General features: G+C 54.4%; 12 protein-coding genes and 1 pseudogene. 7 read left to right on the top strand and 6 right to left on the bottom strand.

The genetic code is table 11. The features are described 5' to 3' along the window. The first annotated feature begins 1 nt into the window (after nucleotide 1). Nucleotides 2-1,021 carry a zinc-binding dehydrogenase gene (locus tag JRI95_00910; protein ID MBW2060101.1) on the top strand — a complete coding sequence of 340 codons (1,020 nt, stop codon included), beginning with the start codon at nucleotides 2-4 and terminating at the stop codon, nucleotides 1,019-1,021. A gap of 248 nt (nucleotides 1,022-1,269) precedes the next feature. Here the strand turns inward: JRI95_00910 and JRI95_00905 are convergent, their stop codons facing one another. The 3 genes from JRI95_00905 to JRI95_00895 form a co-directional block, all read right to left on the bottom strand. Then, a complete protein-coding gene (locus JRI95_00905; protein MBW2060100.1) occupies nucleotides 1,270-3,450 on the bottom strand; it encodes a CopD family protein in 2,181 nt (726 codons plus the stop codon). Nucleotides 3,451-3,638: 188 nt separating this feature from the next. Next, entirely contained in the window at nucleotides 3,639-4,163 is a 525-nt protein-coding gene (locus tag JRI95_00900; GenBank protein MBW2060099.1) for an NYN domain-containing protein, read from the bottom strand. A gap of 102 nt (nucleotides 4,164-4,265) precedes the next feature. Continuing rightward, nucleotides 4,266-5,294, bottom strand: coding sequence for a hypothetical protein (locus JRI95_00895; GenBank protein MBW2060098.1), 1,029 nt, complete (start codon nucleotides 5,292-5,294; stop codon nucleotides 4,266-4,268). 682 nt (nucleotides 5,295-5,976) lie between these two features. On the opposite strand from JRI95_00895, the gene JRI95_00890 reads away from it, so the two are divergent. Then, a complete protein-coding gene (locus tag JRI95_00890) occupies nucleotides 5,977-6,831 on the top strand; it encodes an alpha/beta hydrolase (GenBank protein MBW2060097.1) in 855 nt (284 codons plus the stop codon). A 391-nt stretch (nucleotides 6,832-7,222) separates the two neighbouring features. Here the strand turns inward: JRI95_00890 and JRI95_00885 are convergent, their stop codons facing one another. From JRI95_00885 to JRI95_00875, 3 genes and pseudogenes are all read right to left on the bottom strand, one after another. Further along, nucleotides 7,223-7,507, bottom strand: coding sequence for a GYD domain-containing protein (locus JRI95_00885; protein MBW2060096.1), 285 nt, complete (start codon nucleotides 7,505-7,507; stop codon nucleotides 7,223-7,225). 181 nt (nucleotides 7,508-7,688) lie between these two features. Continuing rightward, nucleotides 7,689-8,474, bottom strand: a pseudogene (locus JRI95_00880) (enoyl-CoA hydratase/isomerase family protein). Between the two features lie 227 nt (nucleotides 8,475-8,701). Next, nucleotides 8,702-10,615 carry an alkaline phosphatase family protein gene (locus tag JRI95_00875; protein ID MBW2060095.1) on the bottom strand — a complete coding sequence of 638 codons (1,914 nt, stop codon included), beginning with the start codon at nucleotides 10,613-10,615 and terminating at the stop codon, nucleotides 8,702-8,704. A gap of 329 nt (nucleotides 10,616-10,944) precedes the next feature. Between JRI95_00875 and JRI95_00870 the strand changes: the two genes are divergently transcribed. The 5 genes from JRI95_00870 (at nucleotide 10,945) to JRI95_00850 (ending at nucleotide 17,061) form a co-directional block, all read left to right on the top strand. Then, a complete protein-coding gene (locus JRI95_00870; protein MBW2060094.1) occupies nucleotides 10,945-12,249 on the top strand; it encodes an MFS transporter in 1,305 nt (434 codons plus the stop codon). Between the two features lie 249 nt (nucleotides 12,250-12,498). Then, nucleotides 12,499-13,278: an alpha/beta fold hydrolase gene (locus JRI95_00865; protein ID MBW2060093.1), complete on the top strand. Its 780-nt coding sequence runs from the start codon at nucleotides 12,499-12,501 to the stop codon at nucleotides 13,276-13,278. Nucleotides 13,279-13,297: 19 nt separating this feature from the next. Further along, entirely contained in the window at nucleotides 13,298-14,980 is a 1,683-nt protein-coding gene (locus JRI95_00860) for a thiamine pyrophosphate-binding protein (protein MBW2060092.1), read from the top strand. 67 nt (nucleotides 14,981-15,047) lie between these two features. Then, a complete protein-coding gene (locus tag JRI95_00855; protein ID MBW2060091.1) occupies nucleotides 15,048-15,839 on the top strand; it encodes an enoyl-CoA hydratase/isomerase family protein in 792 nt (263 codons plus the stop codon). A gap of 604 nt (nucleotides 15,840-16,443) precedes the next feature. Next, complete coding sequence (locus JRI95_00850) at nucleotides 16,444-17,061, top strand: lytic transglycosylase domain-containing protein (protein ID MBW2060090.1); 618 nt, start codon at nucleotides 16,444-16,446, stop codon at nucleotides 17,059-17,061. Nucleotides 17,062-17,265 lie beyond the last annotated feature (204 nt).

Raw genomic sequence — 17,265 nt, 5'->3', positions numbered from 1 at the left:
GATGAAAGCAGCTGTTTATTACGGAGTACAGGACGTTAAAACGGAGGAGGTGGAAAAACCTGTCATCGGGGATAATGAAATCCTGATCAAGGTCAAGGCCTGCGGTATCTGCGGCTCGGACCTGCACATGTACAAATTGGGCCTGTTTGCCGATATGCTCTGCCGCCCATTGGACAAGGGCGGAATACCCGGACATGAATTCAGCGGCGATGTGGTCGAGGTCGGGAGCCAGGTGCAGGGCATCGAAATCGGAGACCGCGTGGGGACCTTCTCCCGAGGAGGCATGGCCGAGTACACCCCGGTTACTGTTTTCCCGGGCTTAAACGTCTTCAAGCTGCCTCCGGAAGTCAGCTATGAGGAGGCGGCCACCCTGGAACCCCTGGCAAATTCTCTGCACGCTATGCTAAAGGCCAACCCGGCCAGCGGAGAAAACGCTGTTATTTTCGGAGCGGGAATCATCGGGCTGGGCGTTATTCAATGCTTGAAAGCCCTGGAGGTTGGCCTGAACAGGCTCATCATGGTGGATGTGTCGAAACACCGCCTTGAATTTGCCAAACGGCTGGGCGCTGATGAGGTTATCAATGCGGCCGAGGAGGACACGGTGCAAAAGGTCACGGAGTTGATCGGCTCAGCGCCGCTCATGTTTTATTCAGCCGTGACCGCGCCCCTGGTTGATATTGTGTATGACTGCGTCGGATACATCAAGGAGCGCCCGGAACCTCCGGTCATCCAGCAGGCCATGGATCTGGCCCGTGATTTTACCGGCCGCATCGTGGCTCACGGGATCTTCGAGGAAAACGTGTCTTTGAACCTCCTGCCCATGGTGGCGAAGCAGATTAACATCCTCGGGTCATTCGGTCTTTTACCCCCAGAGGTGGAACAGGCCTTAGAATTGATGAGGACCAAGAAGGTTGATCGCCAGGGGCTTATCAGCCATGAGTTTCCCCTGGATCAGGCCGGGGAGGCCTTTGAAATACAGTGCCAGGTGGAGGAGTCCGTGAAGGTACTGCTTAAACCTTAACCGGCCGGGAGTTATATTTGTCAGGGGGCTTCGCACTCTGCTGGCCAGGTGATACTGGCCCATGGGTATAATCACCGGGCTTTCCCCTTTAAATTGGAGATAGGTCTTATTCTGATTCGGCGCATGATGGCTTTTTCAGTGAAGCCGTCCGGCTATGGCGCTTGCAGCCGCGATTTTTTGCCTTCCCGAGTTCGGTCTCAAATCGAAGAAAAGCAGTTTAATATGAAAAATTCTATCGGATCCTCTGTTTACTTTTCATATTTTCCTGGAAACTCTTTATAAACCGGGCCTTGGCCCCGTTTTCTTAGCTCTTGGGCGGTCTGGATGATATGGTTGAAGCGGTGTTTCAATTCATAGAAGCCGTGCCACCAGGCGTAATCAGGCGCCATCATGGCCGCGCCCATTCTGGCTCTCCTGCCTTCGTGATGCCACAACTCGTAGAATTCCCATTCCAGGGGTTCGTCGAAATATCTTTCCCTTGAAAGCAGGCCCTCATCATAAAGCTCGTCTAGGCGCGCCTTTATTGGTTTGAAATAATTCTCATTGTAATTGGAGACCACCTTGTCCAGATTATGGAAATGACCGTCGGTCCAGCTTGGGGAGTGACACTGCAAACAGACCTGCTTCATTTTTTGGCGTTCTTCTTTCCAGTCTGTTCGGGCCGGAAAGGGTTTGAAGGCGCTGGGTCTCACCGTCAACGGGGCCTGCGTCTCCCAGGCGAGCCTTTCCGTGAGGTCATGCGTGCGGGGAACCGCTCCGGCGGCGGACATATGGCAGGCCGCACAGGTGGGCGTCCGGAAATCTCTGCCTGCCTGCCACTTTCTATCATCAGGACTCCAGGTCCATCCGTCGCCTTCGGCGTGGTAGATGCTGCCATGTTTGGATTCGTTGTAAATCTCTATCTGCGGGTGGTCGGGTCCAAGATGACACTGTTCGCAGGCCTCCGGCTTTCTCGCCTCCACCATGGAAAACCGGTGCCGGGTGTGGCAGCTGCTGCAACTACCCAGGCTGCCATCGGGGTTGATGCGGCCGACTCCCACGTTCGGCCAGGTGCCTGAAACGGGCTTTCCATGCTGAACCTTGACCACGGTTCCGTGACAGGCATAGCAGCCGCTCAGCCGTTCAATGGCGTTGTTCATGCCGTCATTTAACCAGTGGTCCACCTTCCATATAATGGCATGCGTGTTCGCGTGTTTGCTCAAGGCATACTGCCTGGCCTCCTCAGGATGGCAACTGGCGCACCTCTGCGGCGTCACCACCACGGCGATGGGGTTGGGGTTATTTTCAAAATGCGCCCGGCTGGCCAGGTCATCCGAGGCAGCCATATGACACTTGTAACAGTCCACGCCGACCCTGGCGTGAACGCTGGCCTGCCAGTCATGAAATATGCCAGGCGTTTTGGCCTGATGACACTGGATACAGCTTTTTCCCGCCAGAACCTCCGCCCGTCTTTCAGGCAGCAGGCTCAAGGGAAACCCCCACCGCCAGACACTAATGCAGGCCAGAATCAAAAAAATGATCGCCAGATTGGTGTAGGCCATGACGATAAAAACCTTTTGAGCCGGTCTGGCTTTTAGCGGCTCTATCTGTTCTGCTGAAATTTCACCGCGATATTTCACCCTTTCCAGGACCTCCGGACCGTGAGGCGCATCCTGCAGCAGGGCCTCGGTTAGGTCCTGACCGGCGGTGTGCTTCCCTAAATGCCGCCCTCCCTTCCATTTCTCACTCTCACTGACATCGTAGAGCTTGTTTTCAAAGATTACATAGGCCGGTTGGCCTGAGGAGCCGTCAAAATAGCTCAGGTTCGCCCGGGTGATTTCTTCGGTGTCAAGCTCAAGGCCCGGCTTCTGCCTCTCCCTTTTCATGCGGCGGTTTACCACGGTGATGGCGGTGACGCCAATGGCGACCATCAAGGCAAAGAGGAGGATTTTGATGAAAAGCATGAGGCCGAAGGTGTTGTTAAAGAACTGCTCCCACCTGCTGATGCGCGCCCAGGTCAGGTAGATGCCGCTTAGAGTCAGGGTGACCATACAGGAAAGGCCCAGGATGCGTTCCGCCTTGGGGATGCCGCCCGTGAGACGCGCGGGGTTCACAAAGATATGGATATAAAAAATGGCCCCGAAAAACACGATGGCCGCCAGGAGATGAATGTAGCCTATGATGAATCTCAGGGTCTTGCGGAAAGGGGTTTGCAGGGCTTCGGCCTTTTTCAGTATCCTTTCGGGAATCGGATACTGGTAGCCGTTTTTTATATAAGCAAAACCGACGGTCTTGAGCGCCCCGCCGGTGCTTTGCTCATGGCAGAAGATGCAGCCTTTCCCGGTTTTCCTGGCATAGACCTCGGTCGCCTGTGCCGGCGAAACAATGGACAGGAAAAGGAAACCGGCCGTAACCAGAAGGAGCGCTGCCACACATAATTTCCGCTTCATGGTTCCTTCCCGTGGCAAACTGCAAGTGAAAGTGAAAAATTAAAATTTCCGTTACTAAGTCAAAGAAGATAATTGTAAAGCGCCTGGCAGTCAAGTTAATATTGTCAGGGCCACCTAGTTCGCGGGCCACCCTGACCTACAAGGCTGACAGGCCGAAGCGAGGCATTTGACGGAGGCCTGGCCAGCGCCTAAATCTTGCTCAGACGGGACTTGCGGCGCCGGGCGGCGCGAGACGGCCGCCGCGCCGGACCCTTCTTGCGAGTGGATCGGGAGGGCTGGTAGTCTTCCTCTTCTTCTTCCACCCCTTTTTTGTCTGAACAGGAGGCCTGTTCCATGCGTTCTTCAAACTCCGGGGAGGAAACAGCCGTGGCTCCAGCGGCTTCCACGGCCTGGCATAAGGCCTGGTCCGAGCTGACCACCACCGCCTGCGAACCCATGCGCCGGGCCAGGCGGATAATGACCTGGTCGGCCGTCTCTCTGGCTGAAGAGTAAACCACCTTGATGCCACGGGTCTTTTCCGCGGTCTGCCTCTGGATCGGCCCTTCGGCCGCATCAAAGACCACGGTGACGGGATGGGGCTTGATGCGCCTGTATGAGGCCAGGCGGGCCAGGAGCGCCTCGCGGCCGAATCCAAGCCCCCGGGCCTCCTGCCGGGAAAGGCTCTGGCTCTGACGAATGAAATTGTAACCGTCAATGATCAGATGCAGGGCCATGGCTTTATATCAATGTCTGTTTGAGTCATATTTAAAATCTGTGTGAGAAAAGTTCACGCGCCGCCTTCAAGCCTTCCTGGATCATCTTTACCAGGCGCCTGTTCAAGAAAAATACGATCTAAGTCCCTCGCAGACAAATTCAGGGCTTCTGATCGAGGTCCTGGTGTCCCCGAGGAGAGTGGCGTTGCCTGCGTCGGAAATATCCATTGGAGGCAGCGGCCCCCTCTGGATGAGGCGCGCCTGGGTCCAGAAGCTCTTTTCTCCGATAAGGCCTGAGTAGATGAACATGTTGAAGCTGTAATAGTTCTGGTCATCCATGTACTTGAAGACCCTGACCAAGCCCGCGGCCAGGTCTTCAAGGTCTTTATGGGACAGTGAGAGGATGGACTCATGTTCCTGAAAGATAGCCCGCACATCCATCTGAAAAGACCTGGGAACAAAGCTGGCCAGCCAGGCCGTGCGGCCCAGAACGCCAATGAATCTCTCCTGAAGCCTCTTCTCCTCGAGGATAAGGTCGGCCCAAAACACCGAACCGTTCCGCCGGTAATACCGCTTTGAAGCCTCCAGTAATTCCTTCTGATAAACCATGGGGAAACGGCTGGCAAAGGCCTGAAGATGCGGGTGCACCATACTGCTGTTGGCCGGGGGGAGGTAGTTCCACATGATGCCGCAATACTTCGCCCTGGGGTCATATTGATGAACTTTTTTAAGGTAGCTCTGCGAAGCGAGGAGTGCGTCGGACAACATCTGGGGCGAAAAATCCGGCAACCCGACAAAGTGCTCGGAGCTGACCACGGTTACGGCGCTGTACTGCATGTAAGGGGCCGCATTGGGGAAGACCGTGGCTTCACCCACAGCGATCCTTTCATCAGCGCTAAAGGCAGGCGTAAATTTGGGGGTGACACTCTTTATTTTTTCACTGCAAAACGGACATCCTCTTTCAAGAGATTTCGCCACAATAGGCGACAGGTCGGTTTTAAAGGGATTCTTGAAACGAATATCCCGCACCAGTCCCATATCTTTTGTCAGCGGGTCAACTCTGTATTCCAGAGGCACTTCCTTTTCCGCATAATCGTTTCTGGGGTCGAGGAACCTGGAGGTGGTGCGGATTTTACGAAACTTGACAGCCACGGCGAACCTCCATTCGTTTATCTATTTTTAGATCCTAACCATACATTTGACTTACGCCACTTGAATGAACCTGACACGCACCTTGATCGTCTTTAATGCTTTTCGTTTCTTTTTCAGGCTGGAGTATAGGAAGAGATGATTTTAGGTGTCAATGGAAAAGAGATTCAAGCACCCGTGGTATTCGGGCCGGTCTAGGGGCGGAAATGGCCGGGCCGCACCAGAGCGCAAGATGAATCGTGTCTTTACTGTGATCCGGTTTTATGGCGTGGGGATTGATTATCTTTGAAAAATATTTTAGGTTCATTTTCAAAAGAGTTGATGAAAAAACCGGGTAACCAGATATTTGACATCTATTTCTTGTGCCGGGGAAATCCCCCCTTTTTCTAAAGGGGGATTTTTAAACTTTGTAGGTCATGGTGGTTCGCGAAGTGAGGCGCCCTGACATTTTTGGACAGGATATTGTAGGATGATGGCTGTCATTCCCTTTTTAAAATTTTTTGTCAGGGAGATTCGCACCCTGACCTACATGGGGATTGGTTTAACTAAATGTTAACTTTTCAATTATGTTTGTGGGGCAGGCTTTCTAGCCTGCCATTTCCAACCTCCATTCACCCTGGTGTATCTTTATAGGACGCTTTAGTTAAATTCCACCCGCTTACTTAATCTTATAAGGAGATTGAAGATGGCCAGAATGGTTAACGAAGAGGAACTCAAACATCATTTCATCGAGGCGACCGGGTTGAACTGGCACTACGTGGAAATGGGCCGGGGCGAGCCGGTGGTCCTGCTGCACGGCCTGCCTGAAAGCTGGTATTCCTGGCGCTACCAGATTCCGGCCCTGGCCGAGCATTTTCGCGTCATAGCCCCGGACCTCAAAGGTTACGGGCAGTCGGTCAAGCGCGACGGCGATTACTCCATGCCAGGCGTCATCCGTGAGCTTACGGCTCTGCTGGACGCTATGGGCCTGGATAGATACCGGCTGGCCGGACACGACTGGGGAGGTCTCATCGCCTCCTTCCTGGCTGTCAGTGACGCCGAGCGAATCGTGGGATACTGTCACATGTCCACGCCGACGCTTCGCTACGATCCCAAAATGGCCCCGCATCACCGCCAGTTTCGCGAAAACCCGGAACAGGTCATCAGGCTCATGAAAAACGCCGAGCAGTTTATTCATGGGGTTTACCAGAGTTCATGCCTGAAGGGGGTTAATGCCATATCCGAAGAAGAACTGGCCCGGGCCATTGAGGAAGCCGGGTATCCGGGCGTGGCCGAGGCTCTCCCCCGCTACTTCCGGGACAGTGTAGGGGCAGAAGGCGTGAACACCATGGAAAGGTGGGGGAAGATGACTTTTCCGGTGCGGTTCATTTACCCAGACCACGACCCCCGCCAGCCTCTGGATTACGTTCGTCCCGGCCTGGAAGAGGCGGTGCCGGGTTTTGAGAGCTTCGTTGTCATCAACGATTCCGGCCATTTCTCCATATGGGAACAGCCGGATCAGGTCAACAGGGCCATGCTCGAATTCTTTCTGGGTTCATAAGCTGACTTGAACTTAAGGCCAAGTTGCGATCAAACATCGCAAAAATACGGGCGGGGATAAACCCCGCCCCTACAATACCGATTTGGAGTTTTAGACTAGGGGTGGGGTTTATCCCCACCCTCTTCCAAAGCTTGAAAACAGTTTCTTTGCAAAATAACCCTGCGGCTTCTGCCGGAAGGCCGGGCGCTCACAATGACAGGAACATGAGTTTTATATATATTTAAATGCAACTTAGTATAAGGCCCGCAAATGGACACACCGCTTCACAGACTGCTTTTTAGCGCAGGGACTGCTTTCTTTTCAAGAAAGGTCCTCACCCCGGCGCGGCCATGAGCCTTGATGAAACCCGTTTTAAAACGGGCCGGGAATCCTGCCACGCGGCTCAGATATCTCAGACCTCACTCACCAGCTTATCAAATTCTTTGATTTCCACCACAGGCGAGGTCGTAAAGGAGACTCCCGTTAATTTGTTCAATGCCACCGAGGCGGTCAGCGCCTTTTCGGCATCTGGGAAATCTATGGTAAAGACAAGGTCGTATTCTCCAAGCGCGGCATACATAGAAACGACCTTTCCGCCGTGCTTGCCGATCAGCTCCTCGGCTTTATCAGTCCGTTCGGAGCTGACGCCTTTGAGGGCCTCGGAAGAGTATTTCCCGAACATCATGAATAGAGGCATGGCCTATCCTCCTTTGTTCTTAAAAGATTAATAAAAATTTAACGGGTAACTAGAAGTGATGAAAAAGTAAAACGCCTCAGAAGTCAAGCAGAATTTTTTCCTTGAAAAGGTCACAAGAAGAATGGTGGAATCCAGAAGTAATGATTTAAAGACGATATAAAGATTAAAGGCAAATCACTCTTTATTTACCTGTAAACACCGGCTTCCTTTTTTCCGTAAAAGCAGCTATCCCTTCACGCCCATGGGGATGTTCGGCGCATAATGATAAGGCCTCCCGTTCCTTTTCCAACTGGGTCTCAAATGATGTATTAAAGGATTCATTTATCAATTTTTTTGAAGCCGCAAAAGAGAACAAAGCCCCTTTTGTTATTTCTTCAACCAAGTTCATGGCCCTAGCCAGGGCCTGGCCGTCCTCTACCACTTCTGTTACGAGCCCCCAGGATAGGGCCTGTTCAGCCGAAATAGGGGTGTCAAAGGCCGCAATTTCTAAGGCCCTAGCCATCCCCACTAATCTAGGTAAGGTGAATGTCCCACCGCCATCAATGCTCAATCCATTGGAAGTATAGGCCTGCCTCAAAAGAGCCGATGCTTCTATCACCCTGAAATCGCAGGCCAGGGCTAATGAAAAACCCCCTCCCGCGGCAACACCATGAATGGCCGCCGCCACCGGCTTTGGCATCCGGCGTATTTCAAGAACAGCCTGATGGAACCTGGCCGCAAGTTCATGAAGGGCCTGGCCGTACGTCTTTCCAGATCGGGAGACCCATTTTAAATCTCCTCCGGCACAGAAGGCCTTGCCTTCTCCGGAAATAACCACGCCAGCTACGATTTAATCCCTGGCAAGCTCAATAAGCCTTTCTGACAGAGATTGGATCATCTCTAAGTTGAATGCATTAAAAGCCTTTGGCCGATTCAGGCTTATCCTGGCAATACCCTCTCTTATATCTATCTTCACAGATTCATCCATCTCGCACCCCCTCTAGAGGTTAGAAAGAGGTTGGCTTCATCGCTTAGTTCCACGCCATGACAATTTCTAATAGCGTTTAAGGCATGCCATTGCGAGCCCTTTGCTTGCGCTCCGGCCAGACCCCGCGCAGCAGTCTTTTATCATCTAGTTCCCGAGCACAGCCTCCAAACCCGGGAACTAGATGAAGCCGTTTTCAGGTGCTCCAGCCCCTTTTTGAGCCTCAAGGTTTACTTGAGTTTAAAATTCGGGTCTTCAAAGATCTGGTACACGACAGCGCCTTCCACGGTGTCAGCCACGGGCAGGTCAAGGGCGTAGCTGAGCGTGGGCACGATGTCGGTCAACCACATGGTCCTTTGCATCTTGTACCCCTTTTTCAGACCCGGCCCATTCAGGATCATGACCGAGCGCTGGTCGCCGATACCGTACGATGACGCCGGGAGCTGCTGGCCGTGCTGGCCTCCGAATTCAGGGTAAAGCGCATAGATGACATCGCCGACATAATCGCCATACAGGCCCAGGATACGGGCGTCCTGCTTGGAGAGGGCCATGGCGATGGGCCTTGTGCCAGTCTGCGGGTCCTTCCAGGTCAGCAGGGCGTCAATGATCTGCCGCTGGACGTTTCCGTAGTCCTCGGGTTCCACGATCCCGTCCGGGTCTCTGCCTTTGAGGTTGATATAGACGTGAATCTCCCTCTGGGGGATGACCTTTGATTTCTTGTGATTTGGTCTATTGGGAAATCGCGGGACGATTTTAGCGCTCATGATATCGCTAGCATCTCCTCCTTTAGCCTTCTCGACCTCCTCGAATACCAGCAAGCCCGCCTTTTCCATGATCTCGTTCGGGTTGACGGTCGGGCCGTTAGCTGTGGCGCCGTGGTCTGAAACGATTATGATCAGGGCGTCCTTTCCGGCCGCCTCCATGATCCTCCCCAGCATCCGGTCCAGGCTCTGGTACAGGCTCCGGTCCGCCTTCCTCGTTTTTTTGACCTTCTCCTCGTCCTTGGTGACAAGAGGCTCCATGTCTGTAATGGCGGCGTGGTAGAACCAGTCCGGGGCATGGGCGTGCATGAAGAAAAGGTCCCACTCCTTGTTTTTCAGCAGATACTCCACGGCGTCGGCGTAGAAGATATTCTGCCAGTTCGTGACCTCCATATAAGTGTCGAGGTCAATCCATTCCAGGGTGTAGGCCACGTATCCGCCGTTATTGGCCATGACCCCTTCCTTGGACTTGATTTCAGTGCAGACCTCTTCCGGAAAGGACCAGCCGCTTTCCTGGCCCAGGGAAGTGAAGTAGAGCCTGAAATCCTCAGCGTCATCGGAAAGCTCCAGGAGCTTGGCCCTGAAATGAACCACCTTTTCTTCACCGTTTTTAAGCTTCAGGGTCGTGGTGATCTTCTGGCTCCACTCGCCCACGCCAATAGTAAAAAAGGCTTCGCTATAGTCCCGGCTCGGGGAGACCGTGACCTTGTCATAACCGTCGCCCTGAGTATCCTGCGCCAGGACATACCAGGAGGTCGGGGCTGGCTCTTCCATGGCCTGCTGAAAATTCAGCCCCGCCACCGCTTCCAGGTCCTCTTCGCCCTGAGACTCCGGGACATTCTCCCAGTCCTCAGCCTCCTCGAACTTAACCCGCACCGCGCCGGGTAAGATCTCGGTGGTAAAGAGATGTTCACCGGAGAAATTGATTCCAGAGTTCAGGCCTCGAAATGGCCGGCGCCATTCCCCGGGGGTAAGCCCTCCGCCCCCGAGCATGATGACCCCCTCCTTGACGCGCGGAGGCCAGGAAGAGGGATAGTTGAAGACGATGCTTTTTTTGCCGGCCTTGGCCGCTCTCTCCCAGATAAATTCCGCCTTGCATTCATTGGCGTCAAAGCCCTGATGAATTTTGTGCAGCGGATCGCCGGGATTGTGAACGTGAAAATCGGTGATGCAGTGGGTACCCGCCCAGCTCCCGGTAACGATGGTGGTCCAGTTCGGCGGGGTCACCGTGGGGAAGGGAACCAGGCAGTGCTCCGCCATGACTCCGCCGTCAATCAGTTTCTTGAAATTGGGAAGAACGCCTTCCTCGACATACTGCGATATAAACGTTGGGGATGCGGCATCCATGCCGATCACCACAGCCTTCTTGGGCATTTTGGCCATAACTAATTCCTCCTTTTCGTTAGGATTGTCTGCGCTTGATGAAGTTCAAGTTGACCCGCTCTTATGCTTGCAAAATACCTCTTGAAAGTCAATCCTTTTCAGGTTCAGGACTTTCCCAAATTTAGAGGATATCAGGGCCTGGCCGTCCGGAGGGCCATGTGATAATGGCGCGGGCATAAAATCCTTTTTTTTATGGCCAGGACTTTGGTAAAATTACTGAACTGAACTGATCATTTTTTCATTACATATTAACTTGAACCTGCAGGCCGGTCCTGAAAGAAGCGATTGGTCGGGTTTTTTCCAGATACCGTTAAAAGGGAATAGCCAGCGTGAAAATACATCGAGGCCCGCGCTTGTTTTACGGATGGTGGATCGTCATCGCCTGCAGCGTTCTCGGTGTGCTGTCCAGCTCATCCAGGTTTTCCTTCACCCTGTTTTTCCCGACTTTGCTTGAGGATTTGGAATGGACCAGGGCCAGGCTGGCCTTTGGTTTTACAGTCAGCTGGTGGGTCTCGTCAATTACGGCCTTGATTGCAGGCCCGGTTGTGGACAGATATGGGCCCAGACTCGTCATGACTCTCGGCGGGTTTTTAACTCTCGTCGGGCTGGTGCTCACCTCCCGGATGTCGAATGTCAAGGAGTTTTATATCTACTTCGGGATCATTTTAGCCGTGGGAGGCGGATTGGCCCACGGGGTTCCGGCCGCCTCGACGGTGAGGAAGTGGTTTTCCCGGCGGGCCGGTCTGGCCGTGTCAATTTCATCTGTGGGCGGAGGCATGGGACTGGGGGCCATCGCCCTGGTGGCCCCGTGGCTGATCAAGGTCTTGGGCTGGCGCGGTAGCTGGTTTTACCTGGGTCTTGTCCTCGGAGCCGGGATCATGCTCATTTCCTTCCTGGTCATAAGAAAGGACCCTGAATCCATGGGCCTGCTGCCAGACGGCGTTCAGAAGCCGTCGAACGACCCCGCCGCAGGGCCGGCTGCGCCAGTAGCGTCCGTTCTTGAATGGGAGGACTGGACGGTGCGGGAGGCCTTCAGGACCCGTTCCTACTGGTGCCTGGTGGCCGGGCACGCCATCATCAGCATCCCGCTCATGGGCGCGCTGACCCACATGGCGATCTGGGGCGTGGATATCATACACGCCCTGGGCATCCCGGTCGAGGCGGGCATGGGCAAGATCCAGTTCAGCATCTTCGCCTCGGCCATGGCCGCGGTCATCGGGGCCTTTCTCGGCGGCGCCCTGTCCGACCGCGTGGGCCGGAAACCTGTTTTCACCGCCAGTTTCATCCTTTACGGAGCTTCCATGATCTACGGGGCTGTCATCACCCAGGCGGTTCCGTCGCTGGCTGGCGTGATTATTTTTAACATATCGGCCGGATTCTTCTATGGCCTGGGTATGTCTTTATGGACCGTATACGTGGGGGACATCTTCGGGCGCGCCGCCCTGGGCGCGCTTTACGGCCTGCTCTTTTTTATCGGAGGCGTCGTTGGAGGCAGCGGGGCGGTTCTTTACGGATTCATGCGTGATCTGACCGGATCATACGTCCTGGCTTTTACATTGGGCGCCGTGTGTTCTTTAGCGACCCTGATCCTGACTCTGCTGACCGGAATGGAAAAAAAGCGAACCGCCTCATGAGCCCATACAAGGGGTGATTTCTTTTTGACTCACCTTTCCGTTTTCCCTATACTGGCATCAGGAAAAGCGGGCTCTCATGACCTCGCCTCTTGCTGGCCGACCCTTCCTGTTTCTGAGGTTGCAGAGGTTTTGAAGGTTTTTTATTTCAGGCCTTTTTAAAATGGGGGTGGTGGTCGCAGCTGCATCCTGTCAGCTTCCCGGGAAAGTGGCAAAAAACCATGTTGCCACACCATGCTGTGAGGTTCGATTATGTCAAATCAGGCGCTCTATTACGAAGTACACGGCAGCCATGGGCCTTTTATCCTCTTGGTTCACGGTATCCTCTCCAGCCGCGCCCAGTGGAAGCTCAACCTGGAAGCGCTCAAGGCCTTCAGCCGGCCGGTCATCATCGAGCTGTTCGGACATGGGCGTTCGCCCGCGCCCGACGATCCTGAATGTTACAGCCCTGACAGTTACGTGCGCCAGTTCGAGCGGCTTCGCTGTCAACTGGAGGCGGAACGCTGGTTCGTGTGCGGCCAGTCGCTCGGCGCGTCGCTGACCCTCCGCTACGCCCTCTCTCATCCTGAACGCGTCACGGCTCAGATTTTCACAAACTCGCGGTCGGCCCTTTCTGACAACATCCCGGCAGAAGCCATGAAACCGGTGGCAGAGCGTCTTATCAAGGAGGGTCGTAAAGTAATTGATAATTTTCCGCTGCATCCGGCGCGGAGCCGTCGTCTCAAGCCCGAGATCAAGCAGGCCCTGGTTGAAGACGTGAAATTGATTGACGTCCACGGACTTGCTTATACGATGCTCTATACCGTCACCGCCTGCTCGGTACGCCGGGTGATTCATCAAAACCGGGTCCCGACCCTGCTGGTTGTCGGCCGTTTCGACAAGCAGTTTGCCTCGCTGCTGGAGTTTGTCCAGCAAACCATGCCAAAGCTTGAGGCGCTGGTTTTTGACGGCGGCCATGCAGTCAACATTGATGCGCCCGAGCGGTTTAATGAAGCGGTGCAAGGATTTATTTCACGATTTATTGATATCTGAGGAAAAGGGAGAAGAAACCATGGCCATCATGACCGCACGCCAGGCCATTATGGAAATTTTTTTGGCAGAAGGCGTTCAATATGTTTTTGGTAATCCTGGCACGACCGAGCTGGGTTTTCTTGATATTCTGGCGGACTATCCGCAGATAAAGTACATCCTCTCCCTGCACGAGGGGGTCGCCCTGGGCATGGCGCACATGTACGCCAGCGCCTCGGGCAAGACCGGCGTCGTGAACCTGCACGTGGCGCCAGGACTGGGTAACGCTATCGGCGCTCTGTATAACGCTTCGGTAGGCAAAATGCCGCTGGTGGTCACGGTCGGGCAGCAGGACAGCCGCATGCTGGTCCGTGAACCCATCCTGGCGCACGACCTGATCGGTATGGCCAGACCCCTGACCAAGTGGGCCGTTCAATTACAGCATGCCGAAGAGATTCCGATTATTTTTCCGCGGGCCTTCAAGACGGCGCAGGACGCGCCGCGCGGGCCGGTCCTGGTCGCCCTGCCAGACAACGTCATCGAGGAAGAAGCGGATTTCCCTCCGCCTCGCCCCACCGTTCCTTTTCGCCGCATTCGACCCGATCAACAAGGCGTCGCCGCGGCCGCGGCGCTGCTCGCCAAGGCCAGCACCCCGGTAATTATTTGCGGCGAGGGAGTGACATGGTCTCAAGCCCAAACGGAACTGGTTCAGCTGGCCGAGCTTTTAGGGGCTCAGGTCTGGAGCACCATGTTCACCGGGGCCCTGAACTTTCCGGCCTCACATCCCCAGTTTCGCGGGGAGCTGCAGGCCGAATACAGGACCATCCGCACGGCGCTCGGTGAGGCTGACCTGGTCCTGGCCGTGGGCGCCAATCTCTTTGATGAGTCATTCTACGCCAAAGATTCTCCCCTGCCTCAAGGCTGTGTCCTGATACAGCTGGACAATTCGTCCTGGGAAATCGGAAAGAACATCCCGGCGGCTGTGGGCCTGCTGGCCGATCCCAAACCGGGTCTGCAGGAACTCCTGGCAGCGGTGACATCGAGCATGGATGAACCGGCCAGGAAAAGCGCCGCCGAACGCCGCGCCGCCATGACGGCTCAAAAGCAGCAGGAGCTTAAGCGCCAGGAGAAGCGCGCCCGGGATAAATGGGGCAACATGCCGATCTCCCCGCCGCGTTTCATGGCCGAGCTGCGTGACTGCCTGCCAGGCGACGCGGTGATCTATAACGAGACCATCACCGCTTCAGCCGACCTGATGCGCACCCTCCTGCCTGAGAAGCCTGGAAGTTATTTTGGCAATCATGGCGGCGGCATCGGCCAGGGACTGCCTGGAGCGCTCGGGGTCAAGCTGGCCTGTCCCGAGCGGCCGGTGGTGGCCCTCATCGGCGACGGCTCAGCCATGTATACGGTGCAGAGCTTCTGGACCGCGGCGCATCACCATATTCCGGTGCTCTATATCATCCTGAACAATCAGACCTATCGTATCTTGAAGTACAATCTGAACCGGTACCGGCAGGCCAGGCGCCAGGAGCCGCGCCCTAACTACCCCTTCATGGACCTGACCGACCCGCCCCTGGATTTCGTGGAAATCGCCCGCGGCATGGGGATTGAAGGAAAGAGCGTCACCCGGCCGGAGGATGTAAAACCGGCGGTCAAGGAAGCGCTGAGCCTCGATAAGCCATATGTTCTGGAAGTAAGGACTGAAGGGCGCCTCTCAGCACGGTGAGCATCCGGGAATCAGTCTTCGACAAAGGCAAAAACTTGAACTGAATTTTAACAGGGAGAATAAAGCCATGGCACGCGAGGACATTTTGTTCAACAAGGAAGATCAGATCGCCACCATAACCCTGAACTGCCCGGAAAGAAAGAACGCCCTTACTTACGAGATGATAGACCAATGGGCGCAAGGGCTACAGGTTTGGCGCGACGATCCTGAGGTCAAGGTCATCATAGTCACGGGCGCGGGAGACGCCTTTTGCAGCGGGGTGTATTTTCAATCGCGGCCAGGAGAACAGGCAAAAGAGCCGACGCCGTTTGAACGGAAAAGTGTTTTATGGGACCGGATTCACCGCATCCCCTTAACCCTGGAAGACATTGATAAACCGGTTATCGCCGCCTTAAACGGCGTGGCTGTGGGCGCGGGACTGGATATGGCCTTGATGTGCGATCTGCGCTTTGCCGCCGCGTCGGCGCGTTTCTCCGAAGGATACGTCAAGGTCGGTCTCGTGCCCGGTGACGGGGGAGCCTATTACCTGCCCCGGCTGGTGGGCATTGCCAAGGCCCTTGAACTTCTGTGGACCGGGGACTTTATTGAGGCCCACGAAGCGGAACGCATCGGTATGATCAACAGGGTCTTTCCGGACGACCGGTTGATGGAAGAAACCTACCGGTTTGCCAGGCGGCTGGCAGACGGCCCCACCAAGGTTATCCAGCTGATCAAGCGCGCCACCTACCAGAGCAGCCGGGTGGACCTGAGGACGGCCCTGGATATGATTTCCTCTCACATGGGCGTGATCCGATCCACGCAAGACAGCCAGGACGCCTTAAAGGCCATGATGGCCGGATTGAAGGACGATAAAAAATAACCAAATTAATATCGTCAGGAAAACCTGCAAGGCCTGGCTGCCCCCCCCTTTTCTACAAGGGGGATTGAGGGGGATTTTTTAACTTTTCTTCGGTGGGTCGCGCAGCGACAGGAGGTTAATCGAAAGAAGGATTTTATGGCTGGCTGGCTGGCTGGAAAGCCTGCCCCACAATTTCTTTATGAAGTGATGGAAGCAGCCTTGTAGGTCAGGGTGGCTCGCGAAGCGAGGTTCCCTGACGTTTTTAATCTAGCTTCTCCAATTCATTAATTTCAATCTTTTGTATTCCTTGTCCTTCGCAACTGGCCGTCATTCCTGCGCAAGCAGGAATCCAGATGCAGATTTTATCTAAGGAAATCTTGTATCAATCATGAACAGGAAGGAGCGTACATATATCCATCATAACCTGTTAATTTTTTTATTAATTACTTCAAAACGAATACTGGCTCTATATACCTTTAAAGACCTTACACTAGGAAGAAAGTATGAGTTTTTTCCCTGAAATGCGCTAAAAAATCATACTTTCTTCGTATTGACCCGATAAAAGAGTTGGATAGGCTTGTAAAAGAGGCCGAGAGTATCTGGCTTCTGGGAAAAGAGTGGTGTCATGAACCTGAAACGATTGATCCTCCTGGCCCTGTTGGCAGTGGTGTTCGCGCTGGCGGTCGTGTCGCTGGAAGCGAGACATATCTTCAGGTCCGCTGATTCAAGCCTTGCAAGCACCTCAAAGGCAGTGGCCGAATCACGCAGGGTCTTGAGGCCCGGCCCGTCTGCGCCGGTTGTGGTCAACATTGTAGCTCAAAAGCTTGAGCAGCAGAAGTCCAGGGAAATGGACCCGGCCACGTACGACCGGTACATCGAAAAGGTCGCCCAGCGTCACGGGGTTTCCCCGGCCCTGATCAAGGCCGTCATAAAGGCTGAATCGCGCTTCGACCCTCAGGCCATCTCGCGCAAGGGCGCCATCGGCCTGATGCAGGTCATGCCTGCCACCGCCAAAGCGCCCAGTATCAGGAACCTGTTCGATCCTCATTACAACATCCAGGCCGGGGTGAAATACTTGAAAAAACTGCTAGTTATGTTCGATGGGAATGAAACCCTGGCTCTAGCGGCGTACAACAGTGGCCCGCGCAAGGTGAAAAGATACGGCGGTGTGCCTCCCTTTCGGGAAACCCGGGTCTTTGTGAAGCGGGTCCTGACATATTACGAAATATTTCAGGATTCTTAGCGCGTCTGCTTCTTCCTGCCCGTTAAATTATCCGAGCGTCCAAGAAGAAAATCCCCCTCCATCCCCCTTTTAATAATATCTGTCCCAGCCTGGCAGGTGATAAAAATTAATAAAATCAATAAGCAAGGTCGCTGTATAATCTTGAACCACTGCTTTAAGCATCTTCAGAGTGGGTTTGGATATTGCCGTCAAATAAGGCTCAAC

The organism is Deltaproteobacteria bacterium, from assembly GCA_019308995.1.
GTDB lineage: Bacteria > Desulfobacterota > Desulfarculia > Adiutricales > JAFDHD01 > JAFDHD01.
The sequence above is the reverse complement of the archived record's forward strand: the minus strand, read 5'-3'. Positions and strand labels throughout refer to the sequence as shown.

Coding starts and splice junctions, on each gene's coding strand:
- JRI95_00910 (MBW2060101.1), top strand. CDS start 2: ATGAAAGCAGCTGTTTATTACGGAGTACAGGACGTTAAAACGGAGGAG.
- JRI95_00905 (MBW2060100.1), bottom strand. CDS start 3,450: ATGAAGCGGAAATTATGTGTGGCAGCGCTCCTTCTGGTTACGGCCGGT.
- JRI95_00900 (MBW2060099.1), bottom strand. CDS start 4,163: ATGGCCCTGCATCTGATCATTGACGGTTACAATTTCATTCGTCAGAGC.
- JRI95_00890 (MBW2060097.1), top strand. CDS start 5,977: ATGGCCAGAATGGTTAACGAAGAGGAACTCAAACATCATTTCATCGAG.
- JRI95_00885 (MBW2060096.1), bottom strand. CDS start 7,507: ATGCCTCTATTCATGATGTTCGGGAAATACTCTTCCGAGGCCCTCAAA.
- JRI95_00875 (MBW2060095.1), bottom strand. CDS start 10,615: ATGGCCAAAATGCCCAAGAAGGCTGTGGTGATCGGCATGGATGCCGCA.
- JRI95_00865 (MBW2060093.1), top strand. CDS start 12,499: ATGTCAAATCAGGCGCTCTATTACGAAGTACACGGCAGCCATGGGCCT.
- JRI95_00860 (MBW2060092.1), top strand. CDS start 13,298: ATGGCCATCATGACCGCACGCCAGGCCATTATGGAAATTTTTTTGGCA.
- JRI95_00855 (MBW2060091.1), top strand. CDS start 15,048: ATGGCACGCGAGGACATTTTGTTCAACAAGGAAGATCAGATCGCCACC.
- JRI95_00850 (MBW2060090.1), top strand. CDS start 16,444: ATGAACCTGAAACGATTGATCCTCCTGGCCCTGTTGGCAGTGGTGTTC.